Genomic DNA, 26,326 nt, shown 5'->3' on the forward strand with positions numbered 1-26,326 from the left:
TTAGAAGTATCGCAAAAATACAATCCATTTGGATTTCAAGCAAATATAATTAAAAAAACTTTACCGTTCGCAATCGCGAACGATTTTTTCAACCTAATGGATTTATTTTGTTAAAATCTTTTATTAAAGTGGTAAATAAAAAACCTTCCAACACAACTTCAAGTAGTGATGCTTTAATGTACATGAATTTATGTAATTACATTACTAAAAAGTGGTTTCCAAAAAAATTAGATCCCGCTAGTCAAAAAGTCAGTATGACAAATTATGCTAATCAATGTGATTTAGCTACATCTACCATTACAAAAATAGCAAATGCTCCAGAAGGGTACATACCTCCATTGAAGACTATAATAAAAATTTGCCGTAAAGAGGAAACATCCTTATCTCAGCTTTTTAGTGATTTCGAAAAAGAGTATGGTATAAAATATTAAAGCAAATTAATTAAAAAGTTAAAAAAATCAGTTAAAATCTCTTAATTAAAATGATATGGATTTAATAAATGAAAATATTATAAAAACAGTCTTAACTGTATCTGGAACTGTACTTGCAGCTATACTGGGAAAGCAGTCATTATCAAATTTATTTGATTCTTTACAAAGAAGAAATCTAAAAAACGTACTAAATGATTTAGAAACATTTTCTGCGCTTGATAAATTTGATGAAGATTTTAAAACCAAATTTATTGAGCCTCATGTGAAAGAGTTGTACTTTTTTTCTCAAACTGGAATTGATACAAATGAGAAATCAATACCGAAATACATTTCTTTTAAAGATAAACTAGGCGGAAACTATACATGGCCAAAAATCAAGAGAGCAAAACAACACCTAGATTCAAATGGTCCAGAAATAAAAATTAATTTAAGTAAAACTGAAAGAATTTGTGCCAACATTGCCATCTCACTATCTCTATTTTTTTTTACTGGTGGAATTATTTTATATTTCTATTTAAATCAATTTAAAACTCAAGGCATAGGAGATATTCTTATAACAATGGGGTCACTAGTAGTTCCAATGATCATAGGTTTTTTATTCTTTATCTCTGTAGATTCAATACTCATCGCAAAACAAATGGAAAAAAGGCTAAAAAGTCTATAATAATTAAATCCCAAATGTGAATACAAAACCCCACCTAGATTAGTTTAGCAAAAATATTATTTCTTAGATTCTTCTACAGAAACTTTTCTAAATTCTTTGAATAATTTCTCAAGTTCTATGCTTGATGTACGAGCTCTTGGCCCAGCAGCTTTAACGCCTTTCTCAATTAGTAACTCACATGGACAAAAGGTAATTTCCCATTTAAGTATAATATGCCATTGCTTTACAAACAGGATTGGGTTGATTTAAACAATCAGATTATAAACGCCTATATCGATGGTGACATTGGTCTTGAATCAATTGCGAACCGTTTTCTAAATAGTAATTTCTTGTTTATGCGTTATGGCAATTATGAAATAGTGATGAAATACAATTTGCCGGGAGATAAGAAATCAACAGAGTTTACGTATAAGTACAAAAACAATAATAATTTTAGGTAATGAGACGAGTTAAATCCATCTCAATAGTATCTTTGAGGTGGATTTTTTTAAGCAAATATGCTAACAATATTGAGGTTTAATAAAAATTTATGATTGTTCTTTTCGAAGTTCTTCCATAAAATATGATGCAGGCATCCCTGTTCTGGAAAAAAAAGCTTTTGTAAAACGTTCTGTGGTGCTAAAACCCGATTCTTCTGATAGGGCTTTGTTGCTATAATTCTGAACTTTTTTATTCTCCTTTAATAAGGCAATCAAATAATCCACTTTTAGATCATTGATATAGGCAGCGAACTTTTTATCTCTGTAAGTAGCTATTATTTGTGAAATATATCTTGTGTTTGAGCCAAAAGTAACTGCAAGCTTTGCTAAAGTCCAATCTTCTTCCAAAAACTTTTTATCTACTTCAAACTTCTCCAATTGCTTTAAGACCGATGTTACCGTTTCTTGATTCATGTCTTCTATTCTATTGGTTATATTCTTGGAATCAACTTTAATAGTAGCATCACTTTTTTTCATTAAATCATCAAATCTTTGCCGATAGATTTTCCTGTTTTTAATATGTTTATAAATGAGAAAGACAACAGATAAAAATAAAAGGACTACTATCCCTTTAAGAATAAAACCGTCACGTTCTCTTTTATCGAGTAATTTTTCAATACCTTTTTTCTGTACCAATAATTCCTTAGTATCATAATCTTTGTGAATTCTTCCCGATACATATCTATATCTACTGTGTAAAATGCTATCCACTTTAAGTAGTTTTTCAATATAATAAAGTTGTAATACAGGATCTTCTTTGGATTTAAAGTAACTGATTAGTAATTCATAGTTATTGCGAAGATCCGGACGGATGTATCCTTTATCATCAAAAATAGAATCCACTTTTTGAAAATAGGGTATCGCTAGTTCGGGTTTCTTAAGATCCCAATAGCTTTTTCCAATATAAAAATTCGCAACAGACTCATTTGCAAAACCTTTGCTTTTTTGAATAACGGGTAATGAATGATTTATTTTCTTAATAGCCAAAGCATAATTGCCTCTGAAATACTGATTAACTCCTTCGGAAAGAATGAAATACTCTTTCATTTCATTATTAGCCAATCTTTCCCCTTCCAATAATCCCTTTTCATTTGTTTGTGTACATAAGTTGTAGGCTCCAATGCGATTATAACACAACCCAAGAGAGTGAAGTGAATACAAATAGCCACTATCATTATTATTTTTAAAATAACTGATACATTCCTTAAACAAAGCAATTGCCTCGTTATAAAATCCAAGAAAGTATTTTATGTTAGCAATATTATATTTGGTTTTATAGATTAAATACTTGTCATTAGTTTTAGAAATATAACTATTTGCAGTAAGATAATTATCTAATGCATAATTGTGCTTTTTCCAGGAATAGTATACAATTCCTTTTGTAAGATAAGCAGAACCTATCAAAGCATTGTCCATTGATTTTTTTGCAGTGTAGATCATACTGTCTGCATATACCAGTTTTAAATTTTCCGATGAGTGGTAGAGATAGTTTTTATAGCCATTTACAATCTCTTCGAAATTCTTTTCTACTTTAGATTTCACCAGAAAGGATTTAAGATACAGCGATTGTTTAACACTGTCTTTTTCAGATTCTTCTATTTGTTCAAAGAGATAATCATAATCCTTATTTCGCAGCGTGTCAGGAATTTTAAAATGAAGTTTCTGTGCGCTGATTTGACCTCCCAAACAAAGAGAGAGTAAAAAAAGATACTTTCTAATCATAATGTAAATTAAAATGGGACATTATTTCCTCTGCAAAACCTTTTTTAGAGCCAAGTAAGGGGTTCTAAGATGTCTTAGGGATATTTTGCTGGAAATCATCTCAAATATACATAAACAATTGACAACTAGCTTATTTGTACGAAAAAAGATATACGGATTTTCATAAAATCCGTACCGTAAAATATGAAAATCCGTATACAACATTTTGCAGGATAAAAAAAAGCCTTTTAGATTTGTTTCGAATTCAAAAGCAAAAATATTTAGCATCGTGCTAAATTAAAGTTCTGCTTACCCGGGTGAAATGAACTTACTACAAAAGTAGTCTGTCACATTTTACACATTTCAATCATGAAAAACATTTCATTTCCATTAGTAATTTTACAATTACTAACAATTTCCTGTACTCCTGATACTATTGACAACACAGAAAGCATTGCGAGTAAGGTCAGCATGAAAAAATTAGAAAAATCAACGCGTTTAGTACAAAACCCGATACCTGAAAATCCAGCAAACATGTATGACTTTGCAGGTAAACTGCATAATGATATCCTTGATGTTTATTTGGCAGGCAACCACCAACACACTACAATTGAACAAATTAACCAACAAATCGAAGCTATTGCAACTGCCAATACTAATTTTATCCTTTTAAGTACAGGAATAAATCTGTCATTTAATCTTGACATCATACAAGAAATTGTAAGTAATCCTGAGCTTGAACTTGCTCAGGCTATTACAAATTCTACAATGACAAATGCCGCAAAAGAGAGTCTTTCCAGTTTTATGAACGATGTTATTTTATGGGAAAATAATTCCTATGAAGAAATTTATCAAAGCGTTATTTCTTATGAATCATCTGTAATAGCTAATTCAGGATTTAGTAACGAGGATAAGAGAATTATTCTCACGACTTCTTCCCTAGTCCGATATTCCATATATTATAATCTGACACGTAAAGATAAAGATTGGCCTCCCTCTAAGGGACACCTTGTTGGAGGACTTAGTGGAGCTATAGATAATTCATCTACTGCGATTAGACGCTCCCTTGTAACAGGAATTATGATATACACACAAGCAACTCACTGATGTTGTATCGTCTTTATTCTATCGAAAAAGAAATAATATACACGCTTACTGTTTTCCTGATTCTTTTTAATCTTGTAAGTCTTTATTTCATCATAGACCTACTTTCCTATGATGAAATAATTGACTACCTCACAGATGATGAAATAAAAAATGATAGCCGACGTATTCTAGCTTATTTACTTTTTGTGAGTGGCATGTCCAATTTACTTTTTGTCACTGTTTCATTGATATCCAGATTACTTTCTGAGTAACCCTTTTTCAACTTGAGCCTATCTAAAGTTTATTAACTATTCATAATTTTATAAAAGAGAATTATTGTGGTAGACAAAAAATCGAAATATTATCATCCTGGTTTGCAAGTCAATATCTTTGAGAAATTCACATCCCAGATTTCTTTTAGTCAATTATTTAAGATAGACCATTTTTCAATACTCCTCGTGAATTCAGGCTCTCTAAGTCTTCAAATAAATAATAGAAAAATTGATTTGATAGCAAATGATCTCATCATAATTCCAAAAAAAGCGATATGCGAAATTTTATTTATTAGTAACCAATTACAAATTTGCCAGACATCCTTTACTTCAGATTTTGCTTTTGGGAATAGTATCAAATGGCCACATATTAAGCATTTTGAATTTTTTATTACACAAATTTCTTCTAAAATCATTCTCAAAAAAAAAGATGCAATTCTGGTAATTGATTTGTTTACCTTGATAAAAAGTAAAATAGCAAGTAATAACACACATGTCTATAAAAAGGAAATACTCTTATTTAGTTTTAATCTGTTGCTGTATGAATTAGCAGGCATTTATCATAGATCGTCTTGGCATCTAAATGTAAAATATTCACGAAATGAAGCATTGGTCATACAGTTTTTTAAAATCCTAGAAATTAATAGTAGGAAGCAACACAATGTAAAATTCTATGCGGATGACTTACACATTACAGCAGGTCACCTTACTAAAATTGTTAAGAAAGTTACCCAAAAAACAGCAAAAGAGTTCATTACTCAATCCATTGTCTTGGAAGCGAAAATATTACTTCAAGACAATCAACTATCTATTTTTTATATCATAGAAGAACTACAATTTACCAACTCTTCTTCATTTTGCACTTTTTTTAAGAAACATACTTCCCTGTCACCTTCCGAATATCGGTCACACTTAAATCCTCAGTAAATATTACAAAGAAAATGTTTAGGCTGGGTTAAGAATGTTCTATAAGTATTGATTTAGAGTACTGTCGATTGCAAGTAGAGAGAAAGATTTACTAAGTAAAAGTAAAAAAAATGACTCAAGCCTATCTTTTAGAATGGATGGATTTAACGGTAACCTCAACCCTCAATCCTAACAAAACAGATCTAACTATGATTACTCTACTTCAATCAAGAGCGATTATTAAGAAAGCCACCGAGCAAACATTTCTTATTCAGTCACAGTTTACTGTACAGGTTTTTTCGCTTACTAACGAGAAACAAATTAAGATTCTAGTTGGAAATTATTATTCATCATTATTATTTCTTTTGGATAAAATCACAGAAATAAATAATAGCAATGAATTACACAAAGACAACCTGAAAGAAGTTACAGATACCTTAATATCTTGTTTAGATGAATTAATAACTTTTATAGAATCAAGATTTGCAAACTATTTAGGCAACAACTTTGAAATTATTAAAAGGAAATACAATGGTCCTACCATGATAGATAATCCATCTAATAAAGTTTTATGTAAGCTTTCAACGGATCAGACAGCTCTAATACTTAGAGCTTCAGATGAACTAAAAATTCTTATTTCAAAATCAATGAATCATTTATTTAAAACAATTGTTCCTTTTCTATCAACTCCAAATAAAGTAAATCTTTCTTATAATGCTATGCGTGGCAAAGCATACGTTGCCGAAGAAAGAGACAAAAAAATAGCGATCGAAACATTGGAGCGTATGATTAAACAAATCAAGGAGTATTAACTAAATAGTACTATTTTAAAATTTAAAAACATGAAAAAACTATCCTACATTATGACTACAGTAATTCTGATGTTTACAGGCTGTCAGCCCATAACATTAGATGAAAAGTTGGCTACTGCCCTTATTCTAGAAAAATATCATTATCCTATAATTGTAGACCATGATATTTACTGCAATGATCCTGATCATGCTTACACTATTCTTAAATCTGGACTTGTAGAAAAAGGTTTTGTAAAAGTGCTTAAAAGCAAAAAAATTGGTGAAACAATTTCTTTCGTGAGTTTTACCACTGCAGCAAAACCATACTTACTACCTACACCTCCAGCTGATAAAATAAGTAAAATTCAACGTGTAAAAGTAGCAGACGAAACCTTCGGAGCAATTAAGGAAATTAGGGTTATGAGTTCTGATAATAAGGCAATTGTGGGATACACTACAATTCGAAAAAAGAACGTTTTTGTTGCAGCAATTAAAAACAGCTTGAAAGACACACTTAGTCATGAAGTGTATTTTATACGAGCCGATGATGGCTGGAAGCTTCTGGATAAAAAATCGGAAATTGAATTTTTATCTTATTAGAATTATGAAACTTAGCTAGACAACTATAACTTCAATTATTAGTTCTATTACCAAGTTTTCCACTTCCAATAATTACCAAGTTAATCCTATCAGAAATGTATCCTATTAAATCTGTTTAAACCTCACAATTATTGATATTACAAACCTGTTTCAAACCAATTCAGGTCTGATTTCGCAAAATTTTAATGAGATAAAACTTATAAATTATTTTTATTTCAATTTCAAAAAGTTAAAAAAATATAGTAAAACATTTCTTATATTCGCTTGAAGAAAAGCTAACTTACCGGACAAACACAACTAAAAAGGTTGTGTTGGTACCATTTTATAGCCAGTATTAGCGAGTTGGCAGTAATTTTAGCGAAGATTAAAAATCCTTAATAAAAAAATAAAAATTATGTCATTAACAGGTTCATTATATAGCACTACAGATGATAAATTAAAATCCTTAATAAAAAATGATTTTGATTCTATAGAATCTTTAACCGAAATTGCAGATTTAAGTTATTTCGCAATAAACCTTTTAGAAATTTTGTCTAAATATTCCAATCTAAACAATGATTTAGTTGGTAAGATTTTGCAGGGCAATAATTCTTTTAGTCCGGAAGATGGTTTTATTGGATTTTCAAAATCTAGTGAAGTGAAAAGGAATAAAATTGAAATATTGGATAAAATAACTTCAAAAAATTTCATTGAATACTTAAAAAAAGGAGGAATTGAAAATAACCCAAATACTCCAATAAAAGATAGAGATTTTTTAATACAATATTTTGAAAACATTAAAAAAGCATACGAAAAAGCTGTAAGTGAAAATATGGCTTTAATATTTAGATTAGGATAAGAAACTAGTCTCAACAACTATTACAACAGATTTGGGTAATAGTTTTAATTGAAAGTTGGTTTGGTATTTTAGATGATTTGGCAAATCTGAAAAAAATGAGCTTAATTTAGTGCCAAGCCCACTTTAGTAGCAAGACAGTACCAGATATTTTAAAAAATGACACGAAACTAAAAATGAAAAAGATGACTTATTTAATTATTGGCAGTATTGCTTATTTGCCTGCTAATTCAAAAAAAACAAAGAACAAACTTCAAAATAATTTAACAGAAAATACTCAAACTGAAACTCAATTTGGATATTCTGTAAATGATAATTTAACTTATTTAGAAAAACTAAAGAACTATATGCATTCGCAAAATGGAGAGAGAATTTTTTTGAGTATAAAATGGAACAATATACAGAAGAAAATTGCAATGAAGCAAAAGGAATATTTGACAATTTAATATCTAAAATGGTAACATCAGGTGAAAATGGAAACAAAAATGAAAAGGAAAAATGTTTTGAAATAGCAATTAAATCACTAAATAAATTGAATGAAAAAGATGAAGGAATTATTGAAACAGGTGAACGAGAAGACTTATGTGAACTTATTGACCAAATAACTCTTGCTTCAGGTTTAGATCCAAAAGATTATGCCGAAGGCGAAGGAATTGCTGACCTATGGGGAGAATGGTAATCAAAATATCTACTAACATCGGTTTTGCGCAATAGCTAGTTTTATTTTCTTAGACGGAAATTACTCAAAAATAAATTTACATATCTTTACAACAAAGCGGTAAATTGACGCTACCGCGCAAAGCCGCGGAACGTTGAGTGTCAGCATAGAAAACCAATACGAACCAAGGGACAATGAAATTAATAAAGGAACTAGGAAATAAGTTTACAAACCTTTACGACAATTTGACTAATACTGATTCTTACTGGGAAAACAAACAGTATGACTTTTATTTAATTTTTGGACAGGCTGACCAAAACAAATCTCCTTGGATAAAAACAAATTGGAAATCGGACTTTGAACCATATTTTGACTTGTTGATAAAAAATAATAAAAATATAAAAGATACAGGAATTAGGGCAACAAAGAGCAAGCCTGAAAAACGAATTTCTAAAAAGGACAACAAAGAATTTGTATATTATTCAGACATAAAGCTTGGACGACTCAAATGGGATGAAAAATCACATGAAAAGTGGACAATATCGAATAACACTGAAAATTACTTTCTCGATTTTGAACTTTGGTCTCCTATTTGGACAATTTGCGAAAAAAGACAATCCCCACCGGAAATTTATATCTCAATATCTAATGAAAGAGATTTTGAAAACGATCGTGATATTAAATTCGGATATTTCATAGTAGTTGCAATTGCCAAGAGTTTAAAACTTGACTCCAAACCGATTTTGAAAAAGTTGTCTAAAAAAATAAACTCGAAAGCTACAATCTTAAAAACAAGAAGATGGGGCAAACCTGAAAAAGAAGGAAACTGGACTTTTGCAAATTGGATACAAGACACTTTTAGCAACGGTATATATAAAGGCAAAAATTTACATTCGCTAGAATTTGAAGAGTTAGAATTTGAACCTATATGGGAAGTAATATATAGACATAAATAATTGCATTTGATTTTCACGAAGTAATTATTTTTTATCAGAGAACAGTCAGTTCGTCCGGATCACCAAGTTCTCTTACTGGCAAAACCTTATATGCAATTGCAAACCGAAACAGAACTATAATTATGATTGAAGAATTTATTAGAAAAACAAATACTACCGAATTTTATCAGGATTCTGATTTAAAACTTGAATCCTACAGTTATAAAACATCAGCGAACACTTTACAGTTATTTTTCTCGATTAATCAAACTAGTTATGATATTCCAATTGAATATGAAGAATGGAAATTAACCTGCTTAAAAACTGAGCAATTTGATGGGTTCTTTTCGGACTTACTACTTCCTTATGTCAAAATAAAAATATTAGATTCTCATCCTTTGCTTTTAAAGTATCATGAAAATCAACTTGAATGTTTAGTTAAAGGAAAACCAAAAAATCTAAATTTATTTGTTGGTGATATCAGTAATGGATTGGAGAAAAAAACTGGTAACTGGATTAAGATAAGCGAAGTCTTTTGGAATAATGAAGAAAACTTTAAACTATATCCTAAACGACATATCAAAATCCCTAAATCTTTACAAAACTTATTTACGGAAGTTTGCAAAGAACACGATTTGGAATTTGATGTGACTAACGAATTGATAGGTGACAATAAAGGTTATGCCCATAAACCAAAAACCAAAATTTTAATTTTCGGAAACGAAGATATAAGCGACAATGATTTTAGCTTAAACCAACCTTTTATAATAGCTGAGGAATTTATAGCTAAAAGGGTTAAGTGATGCAACTACAGAGGATACTAAGATAAGCCTTCAGAGAAATCTGGAACTTTTTTTGTACTCAAAATAAATCTAGGCTTTACTTGTGTGATGTAAATATTATCTTTCATCTAAAAAATTAACTTATGAAATTAAACAATAAATAATTACGCATTTTGAAAATAAAAACAAAAATTCCAAAGATAGATTACGTGTAGAATTTAACAAACCTGCAAGTGCAATAGAAAATCACCAAACTACTAATTAAAAGAACAATTCGCTTAACATATTGTAAGAAAGTCAAAATCCCATTTTTGACAATGTTAGCAATCTATTAGAAGAAATTGAAGAGACTCTATTTACATATTTAACAAACGATGATTCTTTGTAATTATCTTTAAGAATCCAAGCTTACTTCTATTGGCAATTTTACTTTTCAATTTATTCTTATATCAAAAATTGAATTTTTATCATTTTCGAACTAGAAAATCAATCCTAAAATAGTACATTTCATAATCTAACTAGCCTTCCAATCGGGAGGCTTTTATATTTTTTTACGTTTTTTTTATTTTTTTCTTCTTGATTTTACTGGGGGTGCAAGGGGGTACAACTGGGGTGCAACAAAAAGTTGTACTTGTAGCAGTTTGTTGTCTATCGTTTCTTTGCTCCGTAATGATGAAGATCCGGATTTAGAAATCGGGATTGTGAGAAACTAATGTAGAACGATAAAATGAAGAGCGTATGTTTACAGACATTTCATGGGGTAATTACATAGTTGTGATTATTCTGCTATTGACAAATTGGTATTTATTTGTTGGATTTCGATTTTATTTTGATGACTTCAAAGAAGTGATCTCAGGAAAACGGAAACTTCAATTCCGTAGATTAGGAGATCCAAATTACGGAGACTTTCAATCTGAAGAAAACAATCAGGAAACACCTGCACCTACTTCAAGCCAACCTGCGTTTGGAGAATTTGACACCACCTTTCAGGATGTTGATGCGCTGGTGGCACGATTAAAAAGTTTTATCGCTGATGCCGCAAAGAAAAAATTAGTCAAAAAAGAATTTACCTATTATCTGCAACTCCTCCTAAGAGAATATCCATCCGTAAAAGATTCTGCTTTTCGCTCTTCTGTGAGTGAACTGATTGTGACAGAGTGTAAAACACTTGACACCGTATCAGTAACCCAAGCAGAAGCGGAAGGTTTGTGGAACTAAAAAATCTAAAACAATATAACGGAGGAAATGCCCCTGTCCGTCCCGGCGCAGTATGGCATATGTAACAGGAAAGTGGCACTGCGACAGCAGCAATACCTCCGTTTTTTACCTGAATTTTTAAACTTTAAAATAATGTGTGATGAGAAAATGGAACTGGAATTTTAAAAAGTTTATACCCCAAAAAATGAATCATTTCGGTATTCTCCTGGCTCAAATCCTTTTTGTGATAAGCTATGAGGCTTATGCCCAGGATGGACTTGCCGGAATCAATGAAGCTAACCAGCAGGTACGAAGTTACTTCGATGCAGGTACAGAATTAATGTATGCTGTAGGAGCATTACTAGGTTTAATTGGAGCTGTCAAGGTCTATCAGAAATGGAATGCAGGCGATCCTGATACTGGAAAAGTTGCCGCCGCCTGGTTTGGCAGTTGTGTTTTTCTTGTCGTAGTGGCTACCGTAATCAAATCCTTCTTTGGGATTTAAACGAACAAGGTCATGTCAAACAGTGTCTATCAAATCAACAAGGGGATCAACCAAAGCATAGAATTTCGCGGGTTAAAGGCGCAATACATCTGGTACCTGGGTGGTGGTGTTATTGCTCTTATGATACTGTTTGCAATTATGTACATAGCAGGTTTACCATCGCTAATCTGTATAGGAATTATTGGTATATCAGGAACCTTGTGGGTTTTGAAAACATACAAGATGAGCCATCAATACGGAGAATTTGGTATGATGAAAGCGCTAGCGAAACGACAAATTCCTAAAGCAGTGAAATCCCAGAGTAGAAAAATATTCATGAACTTTTCTAAAAACACACCAAATGAAAAATGAAATTTCAATAGCTACCGGCTGCAAGTTCCACATTGATAGTAACGCTCAGGCTATAGTGGAAACAGCGAATCCAAGCAATACTATTCCTCTGGAAAGATTACCCACTCATGAGATTGAGGGAACAACCTTTTATGTAGTCATCAATAGTCAAGCATTAATCGAAACAACAAATCTTACCAATACGATTTCTTTCCATGATATGAAAGATCACGGAACCCACTACTCTATGTGTTACCACTCTGAGTATAAAAATTTTCCGTGTCAACTCGATGCGGTTGAAGATACTATCAATATCAACATACCCCCTTTGCTTCTTTTAGATTCCGAAGGCATGACAAAAAAGTATGGAGTTACTATAGAGAGTCTAAAAAACAAAACTGATTTAGAGTTTCTAAATCCAAATTATGAAGGTTTCATGGAACGGGTAGCTGGAATCCTTCCTCATATTGATATCGCAGGACAGGATTTTATCATAGATCTCAACTTAAAAGAACTGAGATTAGCGGAGGATCCTTTTATAAAATTGGAATTTAAAGACTTTGAGATTGGTTCTTTTGATGGAGACTTTGCCTATCATTTTCTATATGATACCAAACTTCAAAAGCTAGTAGGCAATGAATCCTCAAAGGATGTTATCCAAGTAGAATTGCCTAATCTTTTATATCTGGATCCCGTTGGACTTGCAAGACGCAATGGTCATGAAGACTCAGCCTATATCAGGGACTATCCAATCGAGAAAAATTTGAAAGCGACTACTTATACAAGCCCGCTAGATGTAAAAAAACATTTCAACAAACAAACTTTTGATTCTGATGTATCTCCTAGAAAAAGAGGAAAAAGACTCTAGATGATGTTTTGAATTAACTGGTAAATGATAGATGAAGATGGAAAAGATGATAGATAATATTTTACCGATTATGGATGTAGAGCACGATTGCATCCTGTCCAAACAAGGAGATGTGACAGTGGTATTCAAAGCAGAACTACCTGAGATATTTACTTTGTCGGATCAGGAATACGAAGCGTTCCATCAAGCATGGCTCAAAGCCATAAAACTGCTTCCCAAATTTAGCGTGTTCCATAAACAGGACTGGTTTATAGACAGTAAGTTTCAGCCGGATTTTACCAGTGAAGACTCCAGTTTTTTAACCCGAAGCAGTGAGCGTTTTTTTAATGAACGCCCATTTTTGGATCATTCCTGCTACATTTTCCTGACCAAAAAACCAGTAGGCAGAAAAACGTCAAGTTCCTTATTTTCGAATTTACTGAGAACTTCCATTGTTCCAGAAGAAACATTAAAAGCGCAATTACGTCAGGAGTTTATTGATAGTACTGGACAATTCAGACGCATTTTGGAAGACAGTGGTTTTGTAAAACTAACGCGTCTTGGCAATGATGACCTTCGAAGCCATAGTAGAAAAATTGGAATCATTGAACAGTACTGTTTTTTATCTGAAAAGGAAAATTCATTTGTATTTAAGGATATTGCTTTCGATGATGGTTTGCAGGTTGGAGACAAACATTGCCAAATATATACTTTAGGTGATGCTGCTGACCTGCCTGCTCTATGTGGTTCTCGAATTAACTACGACCGCTATTCCACTGATAAAACCAAGTTCAGCATCGGATTTGCATCTACACTTGGTCAATTATTGTCCTGTAATCATATTTACAACCAATATATTTTTATAGAGGATTTCCAAAAAAACTTGCAGAAATTGGAAAGTAAAAGACTTCGATTACAATCCTTATCAGCCTACAGCAGAGAGAACCTCATTGCGCGTGATGCCACTAATGATTTTTTAAATGAGGCTATCGGTCAGCAACGGCTCCCAGTCAAAGCTCATTTTAATGTACTGATTTGGACAGACAATAAAGAAGAACTCAAAGATTTGAAAAACAAAGTTTCTTCGGCACTGGCACAGATGGATGCCGCTGCGAAGCAAGAAACCGTGGGAGCTGCGCAGATTTTTTGGGCAGGAATTCCGGGCAATGCAGCAGACTTCCCCATGAATGACACCTTCGATACGTTCACAGAACAAGCTGCCTGCTTCCTGAATCTGGAAACAGGATATCGCTCTTCCCTTAGTCCAATGGGTATTCGGTTGGGAGATCGTTTGACAGGAAAACCAGTTCATGTAGACATCAGTGATGAGCCAGTTAAGATGGGCATTTGTACCAATCGAAACAAATTTATATTGGGACCATCGGGAAGCGGAAAATCCTTTTTCACCAACCATATGGTTAGGAGTTACTACGAACAAGGAACTCATGTTGTATTGGTTGATGTTGGACACAGTTACAAAGGACTGTGTGATATGGTGGGTGGATATTATTTTACTTATGATGAAAAGAATCCCATTCGATTCAACCCATTTTATATCAGTGATGGTGATATACTGGATACTGAAAAAAAAGAAAGCATTAAAACATTGCTACTAGCTCTTTGGAAAAAAGACAATGAAACTTTCAATCGAAGTGAATATGTGGCTCTGTCCAATGCGCTGCAACTCTACTATGAAAAGTTAGATGGTAATTCTGATTTGTTTCCTTGTTTTGACAGCTTTTATGAATTTCTAAAAAATGAGTTTGTTACCATATTGGAAGGCGATAAGGTAAAGGAAAAGGATTTTGATGTGAACAATTTCCTGTATGTCTTACGTCCGTATTACAAAGGAGGTGAATTTGATTATTTATTAAATGCTACCGAAAATCTGGATCTGTTAAAAGAACGCTTCATTGTTTTTGAACTCGATAATATCAAAGACCATCCAATACTCTTTCCAGTAGTCACCATCATCATCATGGAAGTCTTTATCAGTAAAATGCGCAAGCTTAAAGGAGTCCGTAAAATGATCCTCATTGAAGAAGCATGGAAAGCTATTGCCAAGGAAGGAATGGCAGAATATATTCGGTATTTATTCAAGACTGTTCGTAAATTCTTTGGGGAAGCCATTGTAGTCACTCAGGAAGTAGAAGATATTATATCCTCTCCGGTCGTTAAACAGGCTATTATCAATAACAGTGACTGCAAGATATTACTGGACCAGAGTAAGTATCAAAATAAGTTCGAACAGATTCAGGAACTGCTTGGGCTTACTGAAAAAGAAAAGGCACTCGTACTCTCAGTAAACAAAGCCAATGATCCTGATAAGAAATACAAAGAAGTGTTTATCTCCCTTGGAGGCATGCAGTCTAAAGTATACCGCACTGAGGTATCCCTTGAGGAATACTACGCCTACACAACCGAAGAAACCGAAAAAGTAAAAGTACAGGCGTATGCCAAGAAATTTGATGGCGACATCCGAAAAGGTATTGCTGCACTCGCTATAGATATGAGAAATGGAAACTAAACAATACTAATTATGAAAGCAAAAAAGAAAATTACAATCTGCCTCTTATGCCTTTTACTGATAAGCACTCCTACCCGACCAGCAGAAAAGGTTGCGGTAATACCAATTTTAGAAATGGTAAAAGCTGTTGCAAAAAAGGTAATTAAAGCGATTGACCTTAGAATACAAAAACTACAGAACAAAACCATCTGGTTGCAGAATGCACAGAAGAAAATAGAAAACATTTTATCTAAACTAAAATTGGATGAGATTTCCGATTGGACACAAAAACAAAAAGACCTCTACAAGGATTATTATGAGGAACTGGCAAAAGTCAAGTCCATAATTACCTATTACCAGCGTATCAAAGATATTAGTCAAAAACAGGTTCGTTTGGTAGATGAATATGAAAGAGCATGGAGCTTGTTTCAAAAGGATGCTCATTTTAATGCAAGTGAACTGGATTATATGCACAGCGTGTATTCGGGGATATTAAATGAAAGTCTAAAAAACATCGACCAGATTTTCTTGGTATTGGATTCATTTACCACACAGATGAGTGATGCCAAGAGAATAGAAATCATCAATACTGCTGCGGGTCAAATCGATACTAATTATAATGACCTGACACTCTTCAACAGACAGAATATAATGCTGAGTCTTCAAAGGGCCAAAACACAACATGATGTCAAATCGCTCAAGAAATTTTACGGAATTCCGTAATAAATCAAAAAATCATGAAAAAAATATTTTTAGTACTTCTCTTAATAGGATTTTTTAAGGGAAATATGCATGCACAGGCAAAACAACAACGGATGCTTTTACAGCAAATAGCGGCACTTCAAACGTATATCGGATATGCTCAAAAAGGCTATTCGGTAGCCAAAAAAGGACTGGGTGCTATATCAGATTTTAAGCGTGGAGAATTTAATCTTCATGGTGATTATCTCACTTCACTCAAACAAGTCAATCCAAAAATTAAAAAGCATGCAAGGGTTGCAGAAATTATAGCACTTCAGATAAAAATCATAAAAAGTCACAAAAGCTTATATAAGCAAATTCGGCAGGATGATTTATTTCACGGGGATGAAGTTGATTATATCAAAAGGGTATTTGAAAGAATGCTAGAAAATTGTGATAACAATATGGATGAACTTCTCACTATCGTTTCAGACGGAAAATTAGAGATGAAAGATGATGAGCGAGTGAAACGCATTGATACCATCTACCAAAACATGCTCGATAATTACACTTTCTCTGAAAGTTTCAGTAATCAAACTAAAGTTATGGCTTTATCAAAAGCAATGGAACTGAAAGAGGCAAAAACCAGCCGTGTCCTCAGCGGCATAAACTGATATACCATGAAAAAAATACTGATTATAGGAATTGTATGTATTGTTTTAATACTTCCTTCCAAAGTTACCGCTCAAAAACAAGAAATCCAGCAATTGATTCTGAACATAGAGAAATTAGCCCAGTTCAAACAAATCCTTAAGGATATGAAAAAAGGTTATGAAATGCTCAGTGGAGGTTATAATACGGTCAAAGATTTATCTAAAGGAAATTTCAGTCTGCATAAAACGTTCCTTGATGCACTCATGCAAGTTAGTCCCACGGTCAGAAATTACAGGCGAATCGGTGATATTGTCAATTATCAGGTGCAATTGGTTAAAGAATATAAGTTTGCCTTTGGTCGTTTTCGAGACAGTAAAAATTTCAATGCTGATGAAATCGCTTACTTAGAAAGAGTGTACGATAATTTATTCAAACAGAGTCTTAGAAATCTTGACGAGCTTACTACAGTAGTCACGGCAAATAAAATGCGAATGTCAGACGACGAACGACTGACATCCATTGACAAAATATATGCAGATATGCAGGACAAGCTTATGTTCCTGAGAAACTTCAATAACAATACTTCAGTACTGGCTTTGCAACGTGCCAAGGAGCGTAATGATGTAAATGCGGTTCGTAACATGCACACTAAATAACTAAATTTTACTGATATGATAAAGATAAACAAGAAGACCTTATTTGTTCTTCTAGGGATTTTATTGCCCTTTATTGGCCAAGCACAAGGTGTTGCGGATGAAATGAACAGTCTGCATAGTGTATTGGAGCAATTGTATGATGAGATGATGCCTCTATGCAGTAACCTGCTTGGAGTTGGACAAGGACTTGCTGGTTTTGCAGCTATCTGGTATATCGCCTCTCGAGTTTGGAGACATATTGCCAGCGCAGAACCTATAGACTTCTACCCTCTCTTTCGTCCATTTGTTATTGGATTTTGCATAATGATTTTTCCTTCAGTATTGTATATGATTAATGGAGTGATGAAACCTACTGTAACGGCTACTGCTGCAATGGTAGAAGGATCAAACAAAGCTATTGAACGACTACTTAAAGAAAAAGAAGAAGCCCTTAAAAGTACTAATCCTTGGCAGATGTATGTTGGTTCCGATGGAAGTGGTGATCGGGACAAATGGTACAAATATACTCATGATGATGCCAACCCAGAGGGAGAGGGGAAATTTGCCAGTATTGGTAATGATATCCAATTTGCAATGAGTAAAGCCACATATAATTTTAGAAATTCAGTAAAAGAATGGATGAGCGAAATACTACGAATTTTATTTGAAGCGGCTTCACTCTGTATCGATACACTTCGAACTTTTCAATTGGTGGTGCTGTCTATTTTGGGTCCACTCGTTTTTGGCATATCGGTCTTTGATGGTTTTCAACATATGCTCACCGTCTGGCTGGCGCGCTATATCAATATTTACTTATGGCTTCCTGTGGCAAATATCTTTGGCAGTATCATCGGAAAGATTCAAGAGAATATGCTAAAACTAGACATCTCGCAAGTAGGTGAACACGGCGATACTTTCTTTAGCAGAACCGATGTTGCGTATCTGGTATTTATGATAATTGGAATCGTAGGGTATTTCACTGTGCCTTCTGTTGCCAACTATATTGTTCATGCTGGCGGTGGTGGTGCATTGGGACAAAAAGTATCTAGCATCTTTAGTAACTCTACTAGTTCCGCGATTGGCACAGTTTCCCAAGGAGCTGGTATGGCAGCAGATGCAATGGGCAATGTCGCTGGACGAATATCCCAAAGTATGTCAAGTTCTGGAAATACATCTCCTTATTTTAAAGATAAGGAAGGCTACATGGGGAATAAATTAAAAGGCAATTCCTAATCTCTAAATAAAAGTATCATGTTTAGTAAAATGAAAAATATTGACACTGCCTTTCGACATGTTCGAGGTTTTACGATGCTGGTAATTGTTGGTTGTATTTTAATTAGTTGTTTTTCGCTTTACAAGAGTTTCAGCCTAGTATCACAAATGCAAAATAAGGTTTACATATTGGCTAATGGCAAAGCATTGGAAGCCTATGCTTCAGATCGAAAAGACAACATACCCATTGAGGCGCGGGATCATGTAAAGACGTTCCACCAATTCTTCTTTACTCTTGACCCCGATGATAAAGTAATCAAAAGTAATGTTACCAAGGCACTTTATCTAGCTGATGACAGCGCCAAAAGGATCTACGATGATCTAAAAGAAAATGGCTATTACTCCGGCATCATCTCAGGGAACGTCAGCCAGACGATAAAAATTGACAGCATAACCATTGACATCAATACCTATCCGTATGGGTTCCGATGTTATGCTACTCAAAATATCATCAGAACCACCAGCATTGCCCATCGAAACCTGATAACGGAAGGCAATCTTCGCAATGTATCGCGAAGCGACAACAATCCGCATGGTTTTTTAATTGAACGTTGGAATACCATTGAGAATCGGGATTTAGGCACTGAAAACAGAAAATAACAAACTACTGATTATGAGATTTTATTTTAGGAAAAACGATGCTATTGAAAGTATTAAAAACAGTCTTTGGCAAAAATTTGAGCAGGCAAATCTTCGATTGCAACATAAGTGTGCACAATGGCTGGAGCGCAAAACAGCTCACTTTTCACGACTCCATTGGATTGTGATTCTGTTCAGTTTTATAGTATTTACAGGTGGATGCAGTATGTACCTGATTGTTACGAACTTTTCTGGAAATACAACTAAAAATATAACTGTCATTCCAATTACTAAACCAACTAATTCAATTCCATTAAAAGAAAAAGACATCGAGCTCAAAACAATTATCAGTAAAGTTGAATTAGAAAAAATTAATCATTTTCGAAGGTATATGGACAGTCTGGGACGTAGTCCAACAGGAAAAAAAATACATGATAGTATTGTATTATGCCGTCCAGGGCTTCTGGACAGCCTTTCAATACTAGAAAATTATTATTACTCACATTTTAAAAATTGATATCATGGAACAAAAAACAAAATCATTAAAGGAGTTAAAGCATCGTAAGATGCTCTTGGTATTACCTCTATTGGCTCTCCCATTTATAACGGCGATATTTTGGGCATTAGGCGGTGGAAAAATGGACGCTGCCAACTTAGCAACGCCACAGCAAAAAGGGTTTAATATCAAACTGCCCAATGCAAACCTCAAAGAGGGGCTTCTGCTAGATAAAATGAATTACTACGATATGGCAGCCCTTGATTCGGCAAAGCTAAATGAACTCATCAAGAAAGATCCTAACTATTTAAGTCAGTCTTTCCAGATTGACTCGACTGAAGATAGTAGTAATGTCAATTCTAAAAAAGGACGAACTGGATTAAATACATCAGCTTATCAGGATCCAAACGAAATAAAAGTGCATCAAAAATTGGAAGCATTGCAAAAAGCAATCAATGCACCCGTAGCTGTTCCTACACAAAACTGGGATGTCAGTAGGTATACAAAATCAAATGAGTCCTCTATGCATTCCAATCATGTAGACAGACTCGAACAGATGATGCAATCCATGAATACTGGGCAGGATACTCCAGATCCGGAATTGCAACAACTCGGTGGGATGTTGGAAAATATATTAGATATCCAACATCCCGACAGAATACAGGAAAAATTAAGAAAAGCTTCCGAGGCTCATCGAGGGCAAGTATTCTCTATTTCCACCAGAGAGCAAGAAGACCCTGTTTCTTCTTTACAAAACAAATCGGATAATGCTACCGAGTCAGGACAGAATGAGTTTTACTCCATTGATGAATCTCAAAATGCGGATTTAATGCAAAATGCGGTGGAAGCTGTTATCCATGAAACACAAACTATTGTAAATGGAGCTACAGTTAAGTTTCGACTGATGAACGACATTTTTGTAAGTGGTATTAAGATTCCAAAGGATAATTTCTTGTTTGGAGTAGCTTCCTTAAAAGGAGAACGACTAACAATCAAAATAAACAGCATTAAATACAACAAATCCCTATTTCCAGTGGACTTATCAGTTTACGATATGGATGGACTCATTGGTATTTATATTCCGGGAGCTATTAATCGTGATGTTGCCAAAGCATCTGCTGACCGTTCCATGCAAACTCTGGGCGTTGCAAACCTTGATGATTCTTGGGGTTCACAGGCAGCTGGAGCTGGAATTGAAGCGGCTAAAAGCCTGCTGAGTAAAAAAGTAAAGATGATTAAAGTGATTGTAAAAGCAGGCTATCAAGTACTGCTTCGTGATGAAAAACAAAAAGATTCCAATTAAAAACTAAAAATATTGCTATGAAAAAATTTAATGTGTTAGTGATGGGGTATTTATTATTAATGACCATCGGTGTATTTGCACAGCAAACAAGTAAAAACCTTTCTAAAATTGAGTCCGATTCTTTACTGATAGCGTATTCCAAAACGACCAATATTGTATTCCCTTTTGCTATTAAAAGTGTTGATAAGGGAAGTCCCGATATACTGGTACAGAAAGCGAAAGGTATTGAGAATATACTTCAAATCAAAGCAGCTCAAAAAGGATTTCTTCAGACCAATCTTACGGTAGTGACTGCTGACGCAAAATTGTATTCTTTCGTATTGAATTATGATGAGGAATCACCACAATTGAATCTCAGTTTGAATAAAACTAAATCCGAAGGACAGGAAATTTATTTTTCTGATGAAAACATAAATGATGAGGATGTTCAGGAATATTCCAAATTAGCTTTTTACGACAAGAAAAAACTGCGAGGTGAAAAAGAAAGACAGTATGACATTGACTTTAGTCTCAACGGAATTTTTATTCGTGACGAAGTGATGTATTACAGGATAAAAGTAACAAACATCTCTAAAATTAATTATGATATTGACCAGCTTCGCTTTTTTATTCGCGATACTAAAAAAGTAAAACGAACGGCTTCACAGGAAATCGAAATCACTCCAATCTATATCTTGAACAATGTAGTTAAAATTGAAGGTGAAGCAGAAAACACCTTTGTATTTGCACTTCCAAAATTCACCATTCCAGAGAAAAAATTCTTATCCATACAGCTTATGGAGAAAAATGGCGGAAGGCATGTGGAACTGTATGTAAAAAACAAAAAATTGGTACAGGTCACTGTACTCCCTAAACTATAAAACATTTCAATCATTTAAAAATTGAGTCATGAACGAGAAAAATTTTGAATACTTAAAAGAGCAGGTTAAGTACACCGGTTTCGGTGATGCACTTGAGTCTGAATTAAAAGAAAAATTACAGAAGGAAGAACCTAATTTTACTTTGACCCATCATGCTAAATATGGCAATGATACAGCTATAGCTACGTTGAATTTTAAAAAATCCGATCAAAGTGATATGTATTTTTTTAATTCTTATAAAGTAGAATTGCATAAAGAGAATTCCAAAGAAGCGTTGGAGCAAACCTTCTATATCAATAAAGGTAACAACATCACTATGAAAGAAGCTTTTAATCTTATGGAAGGAAGATCCGTAAATAAGGATTTGACAAATAAAGAAGGTGAACTATACAATTCCTGGCTTCAAATTGACTTTAAACAAACTGAGACTAATGGAAATTTTAAACTAAATCAATACCATCAAAATTATGGTTATGATTTGGAAGCAACACTCACCAAGCATCCCATTAAAGAATTAGAAAATCCAAAGTATAAAGAAGATTTAATGGATTCTATGAAAAAAGGAAACCTGCAATCTGCTACTTTCTTAAAAGATGGTAATGAAGTTAAGCAGTACATTGAAGCTAATCCACAATTCAAAACTATCAATGTGTATGATGCTACAATGCAACGTATTGATAATCGTCATTCCAAAGAAGAAAAACAATCCGAAACCCAGCAAACTTCCGAAAAACAAGGTAGTAAAAAGCAAAACCAAACTACCGATGATGATGGACCAGAAGTACCAAAGGAAGCTAAGAGAAAAAGGAAAAGCCAATCCATGTAATCATGAACGACCAACTTCCTATTAACAGAGTAGAGATGGAATTAAAACAGTGGCACTCTAGGGAAGAGCGTTTTACTAAACTGTTTAATTTCAGTCTTTCCAACAATAGGTCATTGCTTAAAGAGAAACTCCATCATTACGAACGTATTGGAACAAAATATAAGGGTACTAAAAACACAGAGGAACGTTTTGCTTTGCAGATGCTCAAGCAAGAAAAGAACAAGGTATTAAAACAACTGTATCCTAATTTATTAGTGCGCCTTATTCGTAAACTGGTCGTTGCACCACTTATAGATCAAATTGCTGTACGCAATGATGAAAAAGGAGAGCAAAAGAACAATCAAGCGCTGCATGATCAGGTGCAGCGCGTTGGTTTTAAAGATTTGTCAAATCAAATCGATCAGCAAATAAAACAAGGTCACGAACAATTTACTATTCCAGTTTCCTATTATATCAACGAAAAGGAACGACTGAATCATGAGTTATCCTTTATTAAAAATCAAAGCGGGCAGTATCAATTTGAAGGATATAAAACCACTTTGCAAAATGAATCAAAACCTGAGGAAGACAGAAGCCAGTATTTTAAAGTACAGGAAAGGAATTCTATTGATATAATACAGGCTTATAATTTACTAGCAGGGCGAGCCATTCAAAAAGAAGAATCTTGGATACAACTGAATCTTAATGATAAAGACGCAGTTGGCAATCATCGTATCAAAGAATTTCATTCAGAGTATGGTTATGATCTTGAAAAGGCATTGCAGCAACTTCCTTTAAAAGAATTATCAAATAAAGCTAATGCATATAAATTACAAGATGCTTTAAGACAAGGGAACAGACAGTTGGTAACCTTACTTAAAAACGGAAAAGAACATCAGTTTTATATCGAAGCGAACCCTCAATTTAAATCAGTAAACATTTATGATGACCATTCCAGAAAAATAACGCTCGCTACAACATTGGGTAATAAAACTATGGAGGCTGTAAAACAGATACATAAAAACAATGAAAGCCAACAGAAGACACCTACTAAACGAAATGGGATGCACATAAGTTGATAAACTTGATAATCAATGAAAACACTACAACCTTTATCTGATTTTTTTAAGGCAATAGAAAAAGATTACCGTATAAGCGTCACTCATATTGGTATATATGCGGCATTGCTAAAATTTAGAACAGACGGAGGTTTCATTAATCCTATTAAAGTATACAGCTATGAAATTATGAAGATAGCAATGGTTTCTTCACCTAAGACATACTACAGATGTATGCACGAATTAAGTGAATACGGTTACATTAAATACGTACCAACCTGTAACAGAAACCAAAGAAGTACCATCTATTTTCATATCAAAGACATTAAAGACAACTGTATTTAAAAAATAAAAGTATGGAACAATATTTAAACACTAAAGAAGCAATGGTGATTTTAGGTATACGAAATCAAACCACTATTGGAAAATATGAAACAGATGGGAAAATTAAAGGATATAGCCCCTTCAGTAACAGAAAAAGATATAAAGTAAGTGAATTGCTAAAAATTCAGTCTAAAAGATAGTTGTGAAGCTGTCTTTTTTTGTTTGACACAAAAAGCTATCTTTGCGCCGTCTGTATTTTCCTCTACTTAAAATTAGAGACCTAATTAGAGACCTCTTTGTTTTTTAAAAACGTAAAATCTTAATTTTAAGCATACTAGCACAATGAATTATCTATCTGTCGAAATGATAATGCAAGAAGACAGCAAGTTAATGATGTCTTCTTACTAATATCCCCCCCTTAAAAATAATTACGATTAAACTTTTATCTTTTTATTCATACCATTTTAACCAAGGCATTGGAATAGTTGTTGAATTTCCGTCAAAATTTTCTATACCTATTTGTTTTCCATTTTTATAAATTCTAATATCTGTAACTGAACCTATAGCCCCTATATGCTTTATATAAAAAGATCTGAATCTATTAATACCAGACGGCATTTTAGGCACTTCACCTAAATAAGTATCACCGATATAGAATTGTCCGTTTCTTATATGAAATCGTATCGTTTTATCAGTTGCAAAAGCATTATCATTCCTACCTGCATTTATTAGAAAGTAAAAAACTTCATATTTATAAGTTTCTCCTAATTTATTTTTAAAGATTGATACTGTACTTGTTCCATTTAAAGGTACGTTGCAACTTATATACTGATCTTTTCCTCCATATTTTCCATTCCATAGTTCAAGTTCAAGTCCTTTTTCTTTATCAGATGGATAAGTTGTATTTTTTGTTGACTCTATTTTTAATCTGACCTCAATAGTCAAATCTCCATCTACGTCAATTCCATCGTTAGTTGGGGTAAAATAACTTAACTCTAAAGATAGATTGTTGTATAAATCATAAAATGGTTTTATCAAACTATTATTCCAATTAAATTCACCATTAGTTATAAATGCACTTTTTTGACTCGTTGTAAAACTTATATTATCATTTATATTGTTTATATTCTTAACGACATTAACGAAACATGAACTTGCACTTTTGTAAGCTAATGCATTATCTTTTTGTAATACAAATATGTCTTGTGTTAAAAGCTCTTTTATTTTTTTGTAGCTTGCCCAAATGTAGCCATTCTCACCCCATGTAGAACCCCAAGAATTAAGTAATCTAAAAGCTTGCCTACTCTCATCGTATCCTGTTAATAAAACTGCATGTCGACCATAAAATTTTGACGTATTTATATCCCACATTCTAATCGATGAATTAGTAAATGCCATATCAACCTCTACACCCATCATAACTGGATTTCCTGTTGAAATTTGTCTCTTTATATCTTCTAATGTTGGTAGTCCTTTATCAGGTGATATTCTATAGTAGTCATTGACTCTAAATTTCCTTGCATTCTTTTCTAGAGCAGACGTTGGAATTGTGTTACAGGTTACTAATCCAAATTCAGAATAACTCGGTGTTCCTTCCGTTTTTAAAGCATCTAAAGCCTCAATAAAAAAAACACCAGCACCACAACTATTTTTAGAATATTTATATTTTTCATATAAATAATCTGCACTTGCATAAGCATTATAATTTGGACTTCCATCGGCTAAAGTTTTTGATTCATCACTAATGATTGTACGAGCATGTGCAATCGAATAGGCAACACACGACCCCTTATATCCTTGATTTAATGCAGCAGGTAGCTCTGGTAGTAAGTATCTTGAAGGTAATGCTGTCTTTCGATAATGAGATGAACTCTGTATTTCTTTAATTTGTGCTAATTGCTCTGGGGTCGATGGGATATAACCTGTAGCTCGTTCTTCGTTTCTAGCAGCATTTTCTGAAGTTTTGTCGATGTCATCTTTATGACATGAACAAATAAGTAATGAAGCAAATAAGGCTCCCCCTAATTTTACAAATGAGTTTTTCATATTTACAATTTTAAGTCACAATAGTAAATATTTATTTGTAATAAAAAAGACATATTAATTTAAACAAACAGCATTAAAAGTCATTTAA

At 33.3% G+C, this 26,326-nt stretch carries 32 protein-coding genes and 1 pseudogene; 30 read left to right on the forward strand and 3 right to left on the reverse strand.

All coding sequences use genetic code 11. The annotated features are described in order from the left end of the window. Positions 1-254 precede the first annotated feature (254 nt). Positions 255-431 (forward strand): hypothetical protein, encoded by a 177-nt coding sequence (locus OIU80_RS11320; RefSeq protein ID WP_264287111.1) that lies wholly within the window; start codon positions 255-257, stop codon positions 429-431. 55 nt (positions 432-486) lie between these two features. Next, complete coding sequence (locus OIU80_RS11325) at positions 487-1,095, forward strand: hypothetical protein (protein ID WP_264287112.1); 609 nt, start codon at positions 487-489, stop codon at positions 1,093-1,095. A 56-nt stretch (positions 1,096-1,151) separates the two neighbouring features. Here OIU80_RS11325 and OIU80_RS11330 read toward each other — a convergent pair. Next, positions 1,152-1,265: pseudogene (locus tag OIU80_RS11330) on the reverse strand (histone H1); the annotation flags it as partial. Between the two features lie 42 nt (positions 1,266-1,307). On the opposite strand from OIU80_RS11330, the gene OIU80_RS11335 reads away from it, so the two are divergent. Then, the gene (locus tag OIU80_RS11335) at positions 1,308-1,535 is read left to right on the forward strand and encodes a hypothetical protein (protein ID WP_264287113.1); all 228 of its coding nucleotides are present in this window, start codon (positions 1,308-1,310) and stop codon (positions 1,533-1,535) included. 87 nt (positions 1,536-1,622) lie between these two features. On the opposite strand, the gene OIU80_RS11340 is transcribed toward OIU80_RS11335, so the two are convergent. Then, positions 1,623-3,296, reverse strand: coding sequence for an AraC family transcriptional regulator (locus OIU80_RS11340; protein WP_264287114.1), 1,674 nt, complete (start codon positions 3,294-3,296; stop codon positions 1,623-1,625). 348 nt (positions 3,297-3,644) lie between these two features. On the opposite strand from OIU80_RS11340, the gene OIU80_RS11345 reads away from it, so the two are divergent. The 27 genes from OIU80_RS11345 to OIU80_RS11475 all read left to right on the forward strand — a co-directional run bounded on the left by OIU80_RS11345 (position 3,645) and on the right by OIU80_RS11475 (position 24,392). Beyond that, complete coding sequence (locus OIU80_RS11345) at positions 3,645-4,382, forward strand: hypothetical protein (RefSeq protein ID WP_264287115.1); 738 nt, start codon at positions 3,645-3,647, stop codon at positions 4,380-4,382. After that, a complete protein-coding gene (locus tag OIU80_RS11350) occupies positions 4,382-4,633 on the forward strand; it encodes a hypothetical protein (protein WP_264287116.1) in 252 nt (83 codons plus the stop codon). Before OIU80_RS11345 ends, OIU80_RS11350 begins: the two co-directional genes overlap by 1 nt. A gap of 66 nt (positions 4,634-4,699) precedes the next feature. After that, the gene (locus OIU80_RS11355) at positions 4,700-5,560 is read left to right on the forward strand and encodes a helix-turn-helix domain-containing protein (protein WP_264287117.1); all 861 of its coding nucleotides are present in this window, start codon (positions 4,700-4,702) and stop codon (positions 5,558-5,560) included. Between the two features lie 110 nt (positions 5,561-5,670). Next, positions 5,671-6,351, forward strand: coding sequence for a hypothetical protein (locus tag OIU80_RS11360; protein WP_264287118.1), 681 nt, complete (start codon positions 5,671-5,673; stop codon positions 6,349-6,351). Between the two features lie 30 nt (positions 6,352-6,381). Further along, positions 6,382-6,930 (forward strand): hypothetical protein, encoded by a 549-nt coding sequence (locus OIU80_RS11365; protein ID WP_264287119.1) that lies wholly within the window; start codon positions 6,382-6,384, stop codon positions 6,928-6,930. Between the two features lie 394 nt (positions 6,931-7,324). Beyond that, positions 7,325-7,768, forward strand: coding sequence for a YfbM family protein (locus tag OIU80_RS11370; RefSeq protein ID WP_264287120.1), 444 nt, complete (start codon positions 7,325-7,327; stop codon positions 7,766-7,768). Between the two features lie 182 nt (positions 7,769-7,950). Then, positions 7,951-8,211: a hypothetical protein gene (locus OIU80_RS11375; RefSeq protein WP_264287121.1), complete on the forward strand. Its 261-nt coding sequence runs from the start codon at positions 7,951-7,953 to the stop codon at positions 8,209-8,211. Next, positions 8,154-8,444 carry a hypothetical protein gene (locus tag OIU80_RS11380; protein ID WP_264287122.1) on the forward strand — a complete coding sequence of 97 codons (291 nt, stop codon included), beginning with the start codon at positions 8,154-8,156 and terminating at the stop codon, positions 8,442-8,444. The genes OIU80_RS11375 and OIU80_RS11380 overlap by 58 nt, the downstream gene beginning before the upstream one ends. Before the next feature lie 173 nt (positions 8,445-8,617). Beyond that, complete coding sequence (locus OIU80_RS11385; protein ID WP_264287123.1) at positions 8,618-9,379, forward strand: hypothetical protein; 762 nt, start codon at positions 8,618-8,620, stop codon at positions 9,377-9,379. 122 nt (positions 9,380-9,501) lie between these two features. Continuing rightward, positions 9,502-10,161 carry a hypothetical protein gene (locus tag OIU80_RS11390; protein WP_264287124.1) on the forward strand — a complete coding sequence of 220 codons (660 nt, stop codon included), beginning with the start codon at positions 9,502-9,504 and terminating at the stop codon, positions 10,159-10,161. Positions 10,162-10,878: 717 nt separating this feature from the next. Next, positions 10,879-11,358 carry a hypothetical protein gene (locus tag OIU80_RS11395; RefSeq protein ID WP_264287125.1) on the forward strand — a complete coding sequence of 160 codons (480 nt, stop codon included), beginning with the start codon at positions 10,879-10,881 and terminating at the stop codon, positions 11,356-11,358. 184 nt (positions 11,359-11,542) lie between these two features. Further along, positions 11,543-11,842, forward strand: coding sequence for a DUF4134 domain-containing protein (locus OIU80_RS11400; RefSeq protein ID WP_264287158.1), 300 nt, complete (start codon positions 11,543-11,545; stop codon positions 11,840-11,842). 12 nt (positions 11,843-11,854) lie between these two features. Beyond that, complete coding sequence (locus OIU80_RS11405; RefSeq protein ID WP_264287126.1) at positions 11,855-12,193, forward strand: DUF4133 domain-containing protein; 339 nt, start codon at positions 11,855-11,857, stop codon at positions 12,191-12,193. Next, complete coding sequence (locus tag OIU80_RS11410) at positions 12,183-13,040, forward strand: hypothetical protein (protein WP_264287127.1); 858 nt, start codon at positions 12,183-12,185, stop codon at positions 13,038-13,040. The genes OIU80_RS11405 and OIU80_RS11410 overlap by 11 nt, the downstream gene beginning before the upstream one ends. A 37-nt stretch (positions 13,041-13,077) precedes the next feature. Then, a complete protein-coding gene (locus tag OIU80_RS11415; protein WP_264287128.1) occupies positions 13,078-15,546 on the forward strand; it encodes a TraG family conjugative transposon ATPase in 2,469 nt (822 codons plus the stop codon). Positions 15,547-15,558: 12 nt separating this feature from the next. Further along, on the forward strand, positions 15,559-16,248 hold the full coding sequence (locus OIU80_RS11420) for a conjugal transfer protein TraI (RefSeq protein ID WP_264287129.1): 690 nt from the start codon (positions 15,559-15,561) through the stop codon (positions 16,246-16,248). A 14-nt stretch (positions 16,249-16,262) separates the two neighbouring features. Continuing rightward, positions 16,263-16,880 carry a hypothetical protein gene (locus OIU80_RS11425; protein ID WP_264287130.1) on the forward strand — a complete coding sequence of 206 codons (618 nt, stop codon included), beginning with the start codon at positions 16,263-16,265 and terminating at the stop codon, positions 16,878-16,880. A 6-nt stretch (positions 16,881-16,886) separates the two neighbouring features. Then, positions 16,887-17,516 carry a TerB family tellurite resistance protein gene (locus OIU80_RS11430; protein ID WP_264287131.1) on the forward strand — a complete coding sequence of 210 codons (630 nt, stop codon included), beginning with the start codon at positions 16,887-16,889 and terminating at the stop codon, positions 17,514-17,516. Between the two features lie 15 nt (positions 17,517-17,531). Then, positions 17,532-18,728, forward strand: a complete 1,197-nt coding sequence (traJ, locus tag OIU80_RS11435; RefSeq protein WP_264287132.1) for a conjugative transposon protein TraJ — start codon at positions 17,532-17,534, stop codon at positions 18,726-18,728. Between the two features lie 30 nt (positions 18,729-18,758). After that, entirely contained in the window at positions 18,759-19,367 is a 609-nt protein-coding gene (traK, locus tag OIU80_RS11440) for a conjugative transposon protein TraK (protein ID WP_264287133.1), read from the forward strand. A gap of 13 nt (positions 19,368-19,380) precedes the next feature. Then, the gene (locus OIU80_RS11445; protein ID WP_264287134.1) at positions 19,381-19,863 is read left to right on the forward strand and encodes a hypothetical protein; all 483 of its coding nucleotides are present in this window, start codon (positions 19,381-19,383) and stop codon (positions 19,861-19,863) included. Positions 19,864-19,912: 49 nt separating this feature from the next. After that, a complete protein-coding gene (gene traM / locus OIU80_RS11450) occupies positions 19,913-21,145 on the forward strand; it encodes a conjugative transposon protein TraM (protein ID WP_319004967.1) in 1,233 nt (410 codons plus the stop codon). 17 nt (positions 21,146-21,162) lie between these two features. Next, complete coding sequence (gene traN / locus OIU80_RS11455) at positions 21,163-22,005, forward strand: conjugative transposon protein TraN (protein WP_264287136.1); 843 nt, start codon at positions 21,163-21,165, stop codon at positions 22,003-22,005. 28 nt (positions 22,006-22,033) lie between these two features. After that, positions 22,034-22,831: a hypothetical protein gene (locus tag OIU80_RS11460; RefSeq protein WP_264287137.1), complete on the forward strand. Its 798-nt coding sequence runs from the start codon at positions 22,034-22,036 to the stop codon at positions 22,829-22,831. A 2-nt stretch (positions 22,832-22,833) separates the two neighbouring features. Further along, complete coding sequence (locus tag OIU80_RS11465; protein WP_264287138.1) at positions 22,834-23,889, forward strand: hypothetical protein; 1,056 nt, start codon at positions 22,834-22,836, stop codon at positions 23,887-23,889. A 15-nt stretch (positions 23,890-23,904) separates the two neighbouring features. Next, positions 23,905-24,213 carry a hypothetical protein gene (locus tag OIU80_RS11470; RefSeq protein ID WP_264287139.1) on the forward strand — a complete coding sequence of 103 codons (309 nt, stop codon included), beginning with the start codon at positions 23,905-23,907 and terminating at the stop codon, positions 24,211-24,213. Positions 24,214-24,224: 11 nt separating this feature from the next. After that, the gene (locus tag OIU80_RS11475; RefSeq protein WP_264287140.1) at positions 24,225-24,392 is read left to right on the forward strand and encodes a hypothetical protein; all 168 of its coding nucleotides are present in this window, start codon (positions 24,225-24,227) and stop codon (positions 24,390-24,392) included. A gap of 250 nt (positions 24,393-24,642) precedes the next feature. On the opposite strand, the gene OIU80_RS11480 is transcribed toward OIU80_RS11475, so the two are convergent. Then, positions 24,643-26,238 carry a C1 family peptidase gene (locus OIU80_RS11480; protein ID WP_264287141.1) on the reverse strand — a complete coding sequence of 532 codons (1,596 nt, stop codon included), beginning with the start codon at positions 26,236-26,238 and terminating at the stop codon, positions 24,643-24,645. Positions 26,239-26,326 lie beyond the last annotated feature (88 nt).

The organism is Flavobacterium frigoritolerans (assembly GCF_025847275.1).
Classification (GTDB): Bacteria; Bacteroidota; Bacteroidia; order Flavobacteriales; family Flavobacteriaceae; genus Flavobacterium; species Flavobacterium frigoritolerans.

What these genes read in the sequence shown, in the direction of transcription:
- OIU80_RS11320 (WP_264287111.1), top strand. Translation starts at nt 255, where the DNA reads ATGACAAATTATGCTAATCAATGTGATTTAGCTACATCTACCATTACA.
- OIU80_RS11325 (WP_264287112.1), top strand. Translation starts at nt 487, where the DNA reads ATGGATTTAATAAATGAAAATATTATAAAAACAGTCTTAACTGTATCT.
- OIU80_RS11335 (WP_264287113.1), top strand. Translation starts at nt 1,308, where the DNA reads ATGCCATTGCTTTACAAACAGGATTGGGTTGATTTAAACAATCAGATT.
- OIU80_RS11340 (WP_264287114.1), bottom strand. Translation starts at nt 3,296, where the DNA reads ATGATTAGAAAGTATCTTTTTTTACTCTCTCTTTGTTTGGGAGGTCAA.
- OIU80_RS11345 (WP_264287115.1), top strand. Translation starts at nt 3,645, where the DNA reads ATGAAAAACATTTCATTTCCATTAGTAATTTTACAATTACTAACAATT.
- OIU80_RS11350 (WP_264287116.1), top strand. Translation starts at nt 4,382, where the DNA reads ATGTTGTATCGTCTTTATTCTATCGAAAAAGAAATAATATACACGCTT.
- OIU80_RS11360 (WP_264287118.1), top strand. Translation starts at nt 5,671, where the DNA reads ATGACTCAAGCCTATCTTTTAGAATGGATGGATTTAACGGTAACCTCA.
- OIU80_RS11365 (WP_264287119.1), top strand. Translation starts at nt 6,382, where the DNA reads ATGAAAAAACTATCCTACATTATGACTACAGTAATTCTGATGTTTACA.
- OIU80_RS11370 (WP_264287120.1), top strand. Translation starts at nt 7,325, where the DNA reads ATGTCATTAACAGGTTCATTATATAGCACTACAGATGATAAATTAAAA.
- OIU80_RS11375 (WP_264287121.1), top strand. Translation starts at nt 7,951, where the DNA reads ATGACTTATTTAATTATTGGCAGTATTGCTTATTTGCCTGCTAATTCA.
- OIU80_RS11380 (WP_264287122.1), top strand. Translation starts at nt 8,154, where the DNA reads ATGGAACAATATACAGAAGAAAATTGCAATGAAGCAAAAGGAATATTT.
- OIU80_RS11385 (WP_264287123.1), top strand. Translation starts at nt 8,618, where the DNA reads ATGAAATTAATAAAGGAACTAGGAAATAAGTTTACAAACCTTTACGAC.
- OIU80_RS11390 (WP_264287124.1), top strand. Translation starts at nt 9,502, where the DNA reads ATGATTGAAGAATTTATTAGAAAAACAAATACTACCGAATTTTATCAG.
- OIU80_RS11395 (WP_264287125.1), top strand. Translation starts at nt 10,879, where the DNA reads ATGTTTACAGACATTTCATGGGGTAATTACATAGTTGTGATTATTCTG.
- OIU80_RS11400 (WP_264287158.1), top strand. Translation starts at nt 11,543, where the DNA reads ATGAATCATTTCGGTATTCTCCTGGCTCAAATCCTTTTTGTGATAAGC.
- OIU80_RS11405 (WP_264287126.1), top strand. Translation starts at nt 11,855, where the DNA reads ATGTCAAACAGTGTCTATCAAATCAACAAGGGGATCAACCAAAGCATA.
- OIU80_RS11410 (WP_264287127.1), top strand. Translation starts at nt 12,183, where the DNA reads ATGAAAAATGAAATTTCAATAGCTACCGGCTGCAAGTTCCACATTGAT.
- OIU80_RS11415 (WP_264287128.1), top strand. Translation starts at nt 13,078, where the DNA reads ATGGAAAAGATGATAGATAATATTTTACCGATTATGGATGTAGAGCAC.
- OIU80_RS11420 (WP_264287129.1), top strand. Translation starts at nt 15,559, where the DNA reads ATGAAAGCAAAAAAGAAAATTACAATCTGCCTCTTATGCCTTTTACTG.
- OIU80_RS11425 (WP_264287130.1), top strand. Translation starts at nt 16,263, where the DNA reads ATGAAAAAAATATTTTTAGTACTTCTCTTAATAGGATTTTTTAAGGGA.
- OIU80_RS11430 (WP_264287131.1), top strand. Translation starts at nt 16,887, where the DNA reads ATGAAAAAAATACTGATTATAGGAATTGTATGTATTGTTTTAATACTT.
- traJ (WP_264287132.1), top strand. Translation starts at nt 17,532, where the DNA reads ATGATAAAGATAAACAAGAAGACCTTATTTGTTCTTCTAGGGATTTTA.
- traK (WP_264287133.1), top strand. Translation starts at nt 18,759, where the DNA reads ATGAAAAATATTGACACTGCCTTTCGACATGTTCGAGGTTTTACGATG.
- OIU80_RS11445 (WP_264287134.1), top strand. Translation starts at nt 19,381, where the DNA reads ATGAGATTTTATTTTAGGAAAAACGATGCTATTGAAAGTATTAAAAAC.
- traM (WP_319004967.1), top strand. Translation starts at nt 19,913, where the DNA reads ATGCTCTTGGTATTACCTCTATTGGCTCTCCCATTTATAACGGCGATA.
- traN (WP_264287136.1), top strand. Translation starts at nt 21,163, where the DNA reads ATGAAAAAATTTAATGTGTTAGTGATGGGGTATTTATTATTAATGACC.
- OIU80_RS11460 (WP_264287137.1), top strand. Translation starts at nt 22,034, where the DNA reads ATGAACGAGAAAAATTTTGAATACTTAAAAGAGCAGGTTAAGTACACC.
- OIU80_RS11465 (WP_264287138.1), top strand. Translation starts at nt 22,834, where the DNA reads ATGAACGACCAACTTCCTATTAACAGAGTAGAGATGGAATTAAAACAG.
- OIU80_RS11470 (WP_264287139.1), top strand. Translation starts at nt 23,905, where the DNA reads ATGAAAACACTACAACCTTTATCTGATTTTTTTAAGGCAATAGAAAAA.
- OIU80_RS11475 (WP_264287140.1), top strand. Translation starts at nt 24,225, where the DNA reads ATGGAACAATATTTAAACACTAAAGAAGCAATGGTGATTTTAGGTATA.
- OIU80_RS11480 (WP_264287141.1), bottom strand. Translation starts at nt 26,238, where the DNA reads ATGAAAAACTCATTTGTAAAATTAGGGGGAGCCTTATTTGCTTCATTA.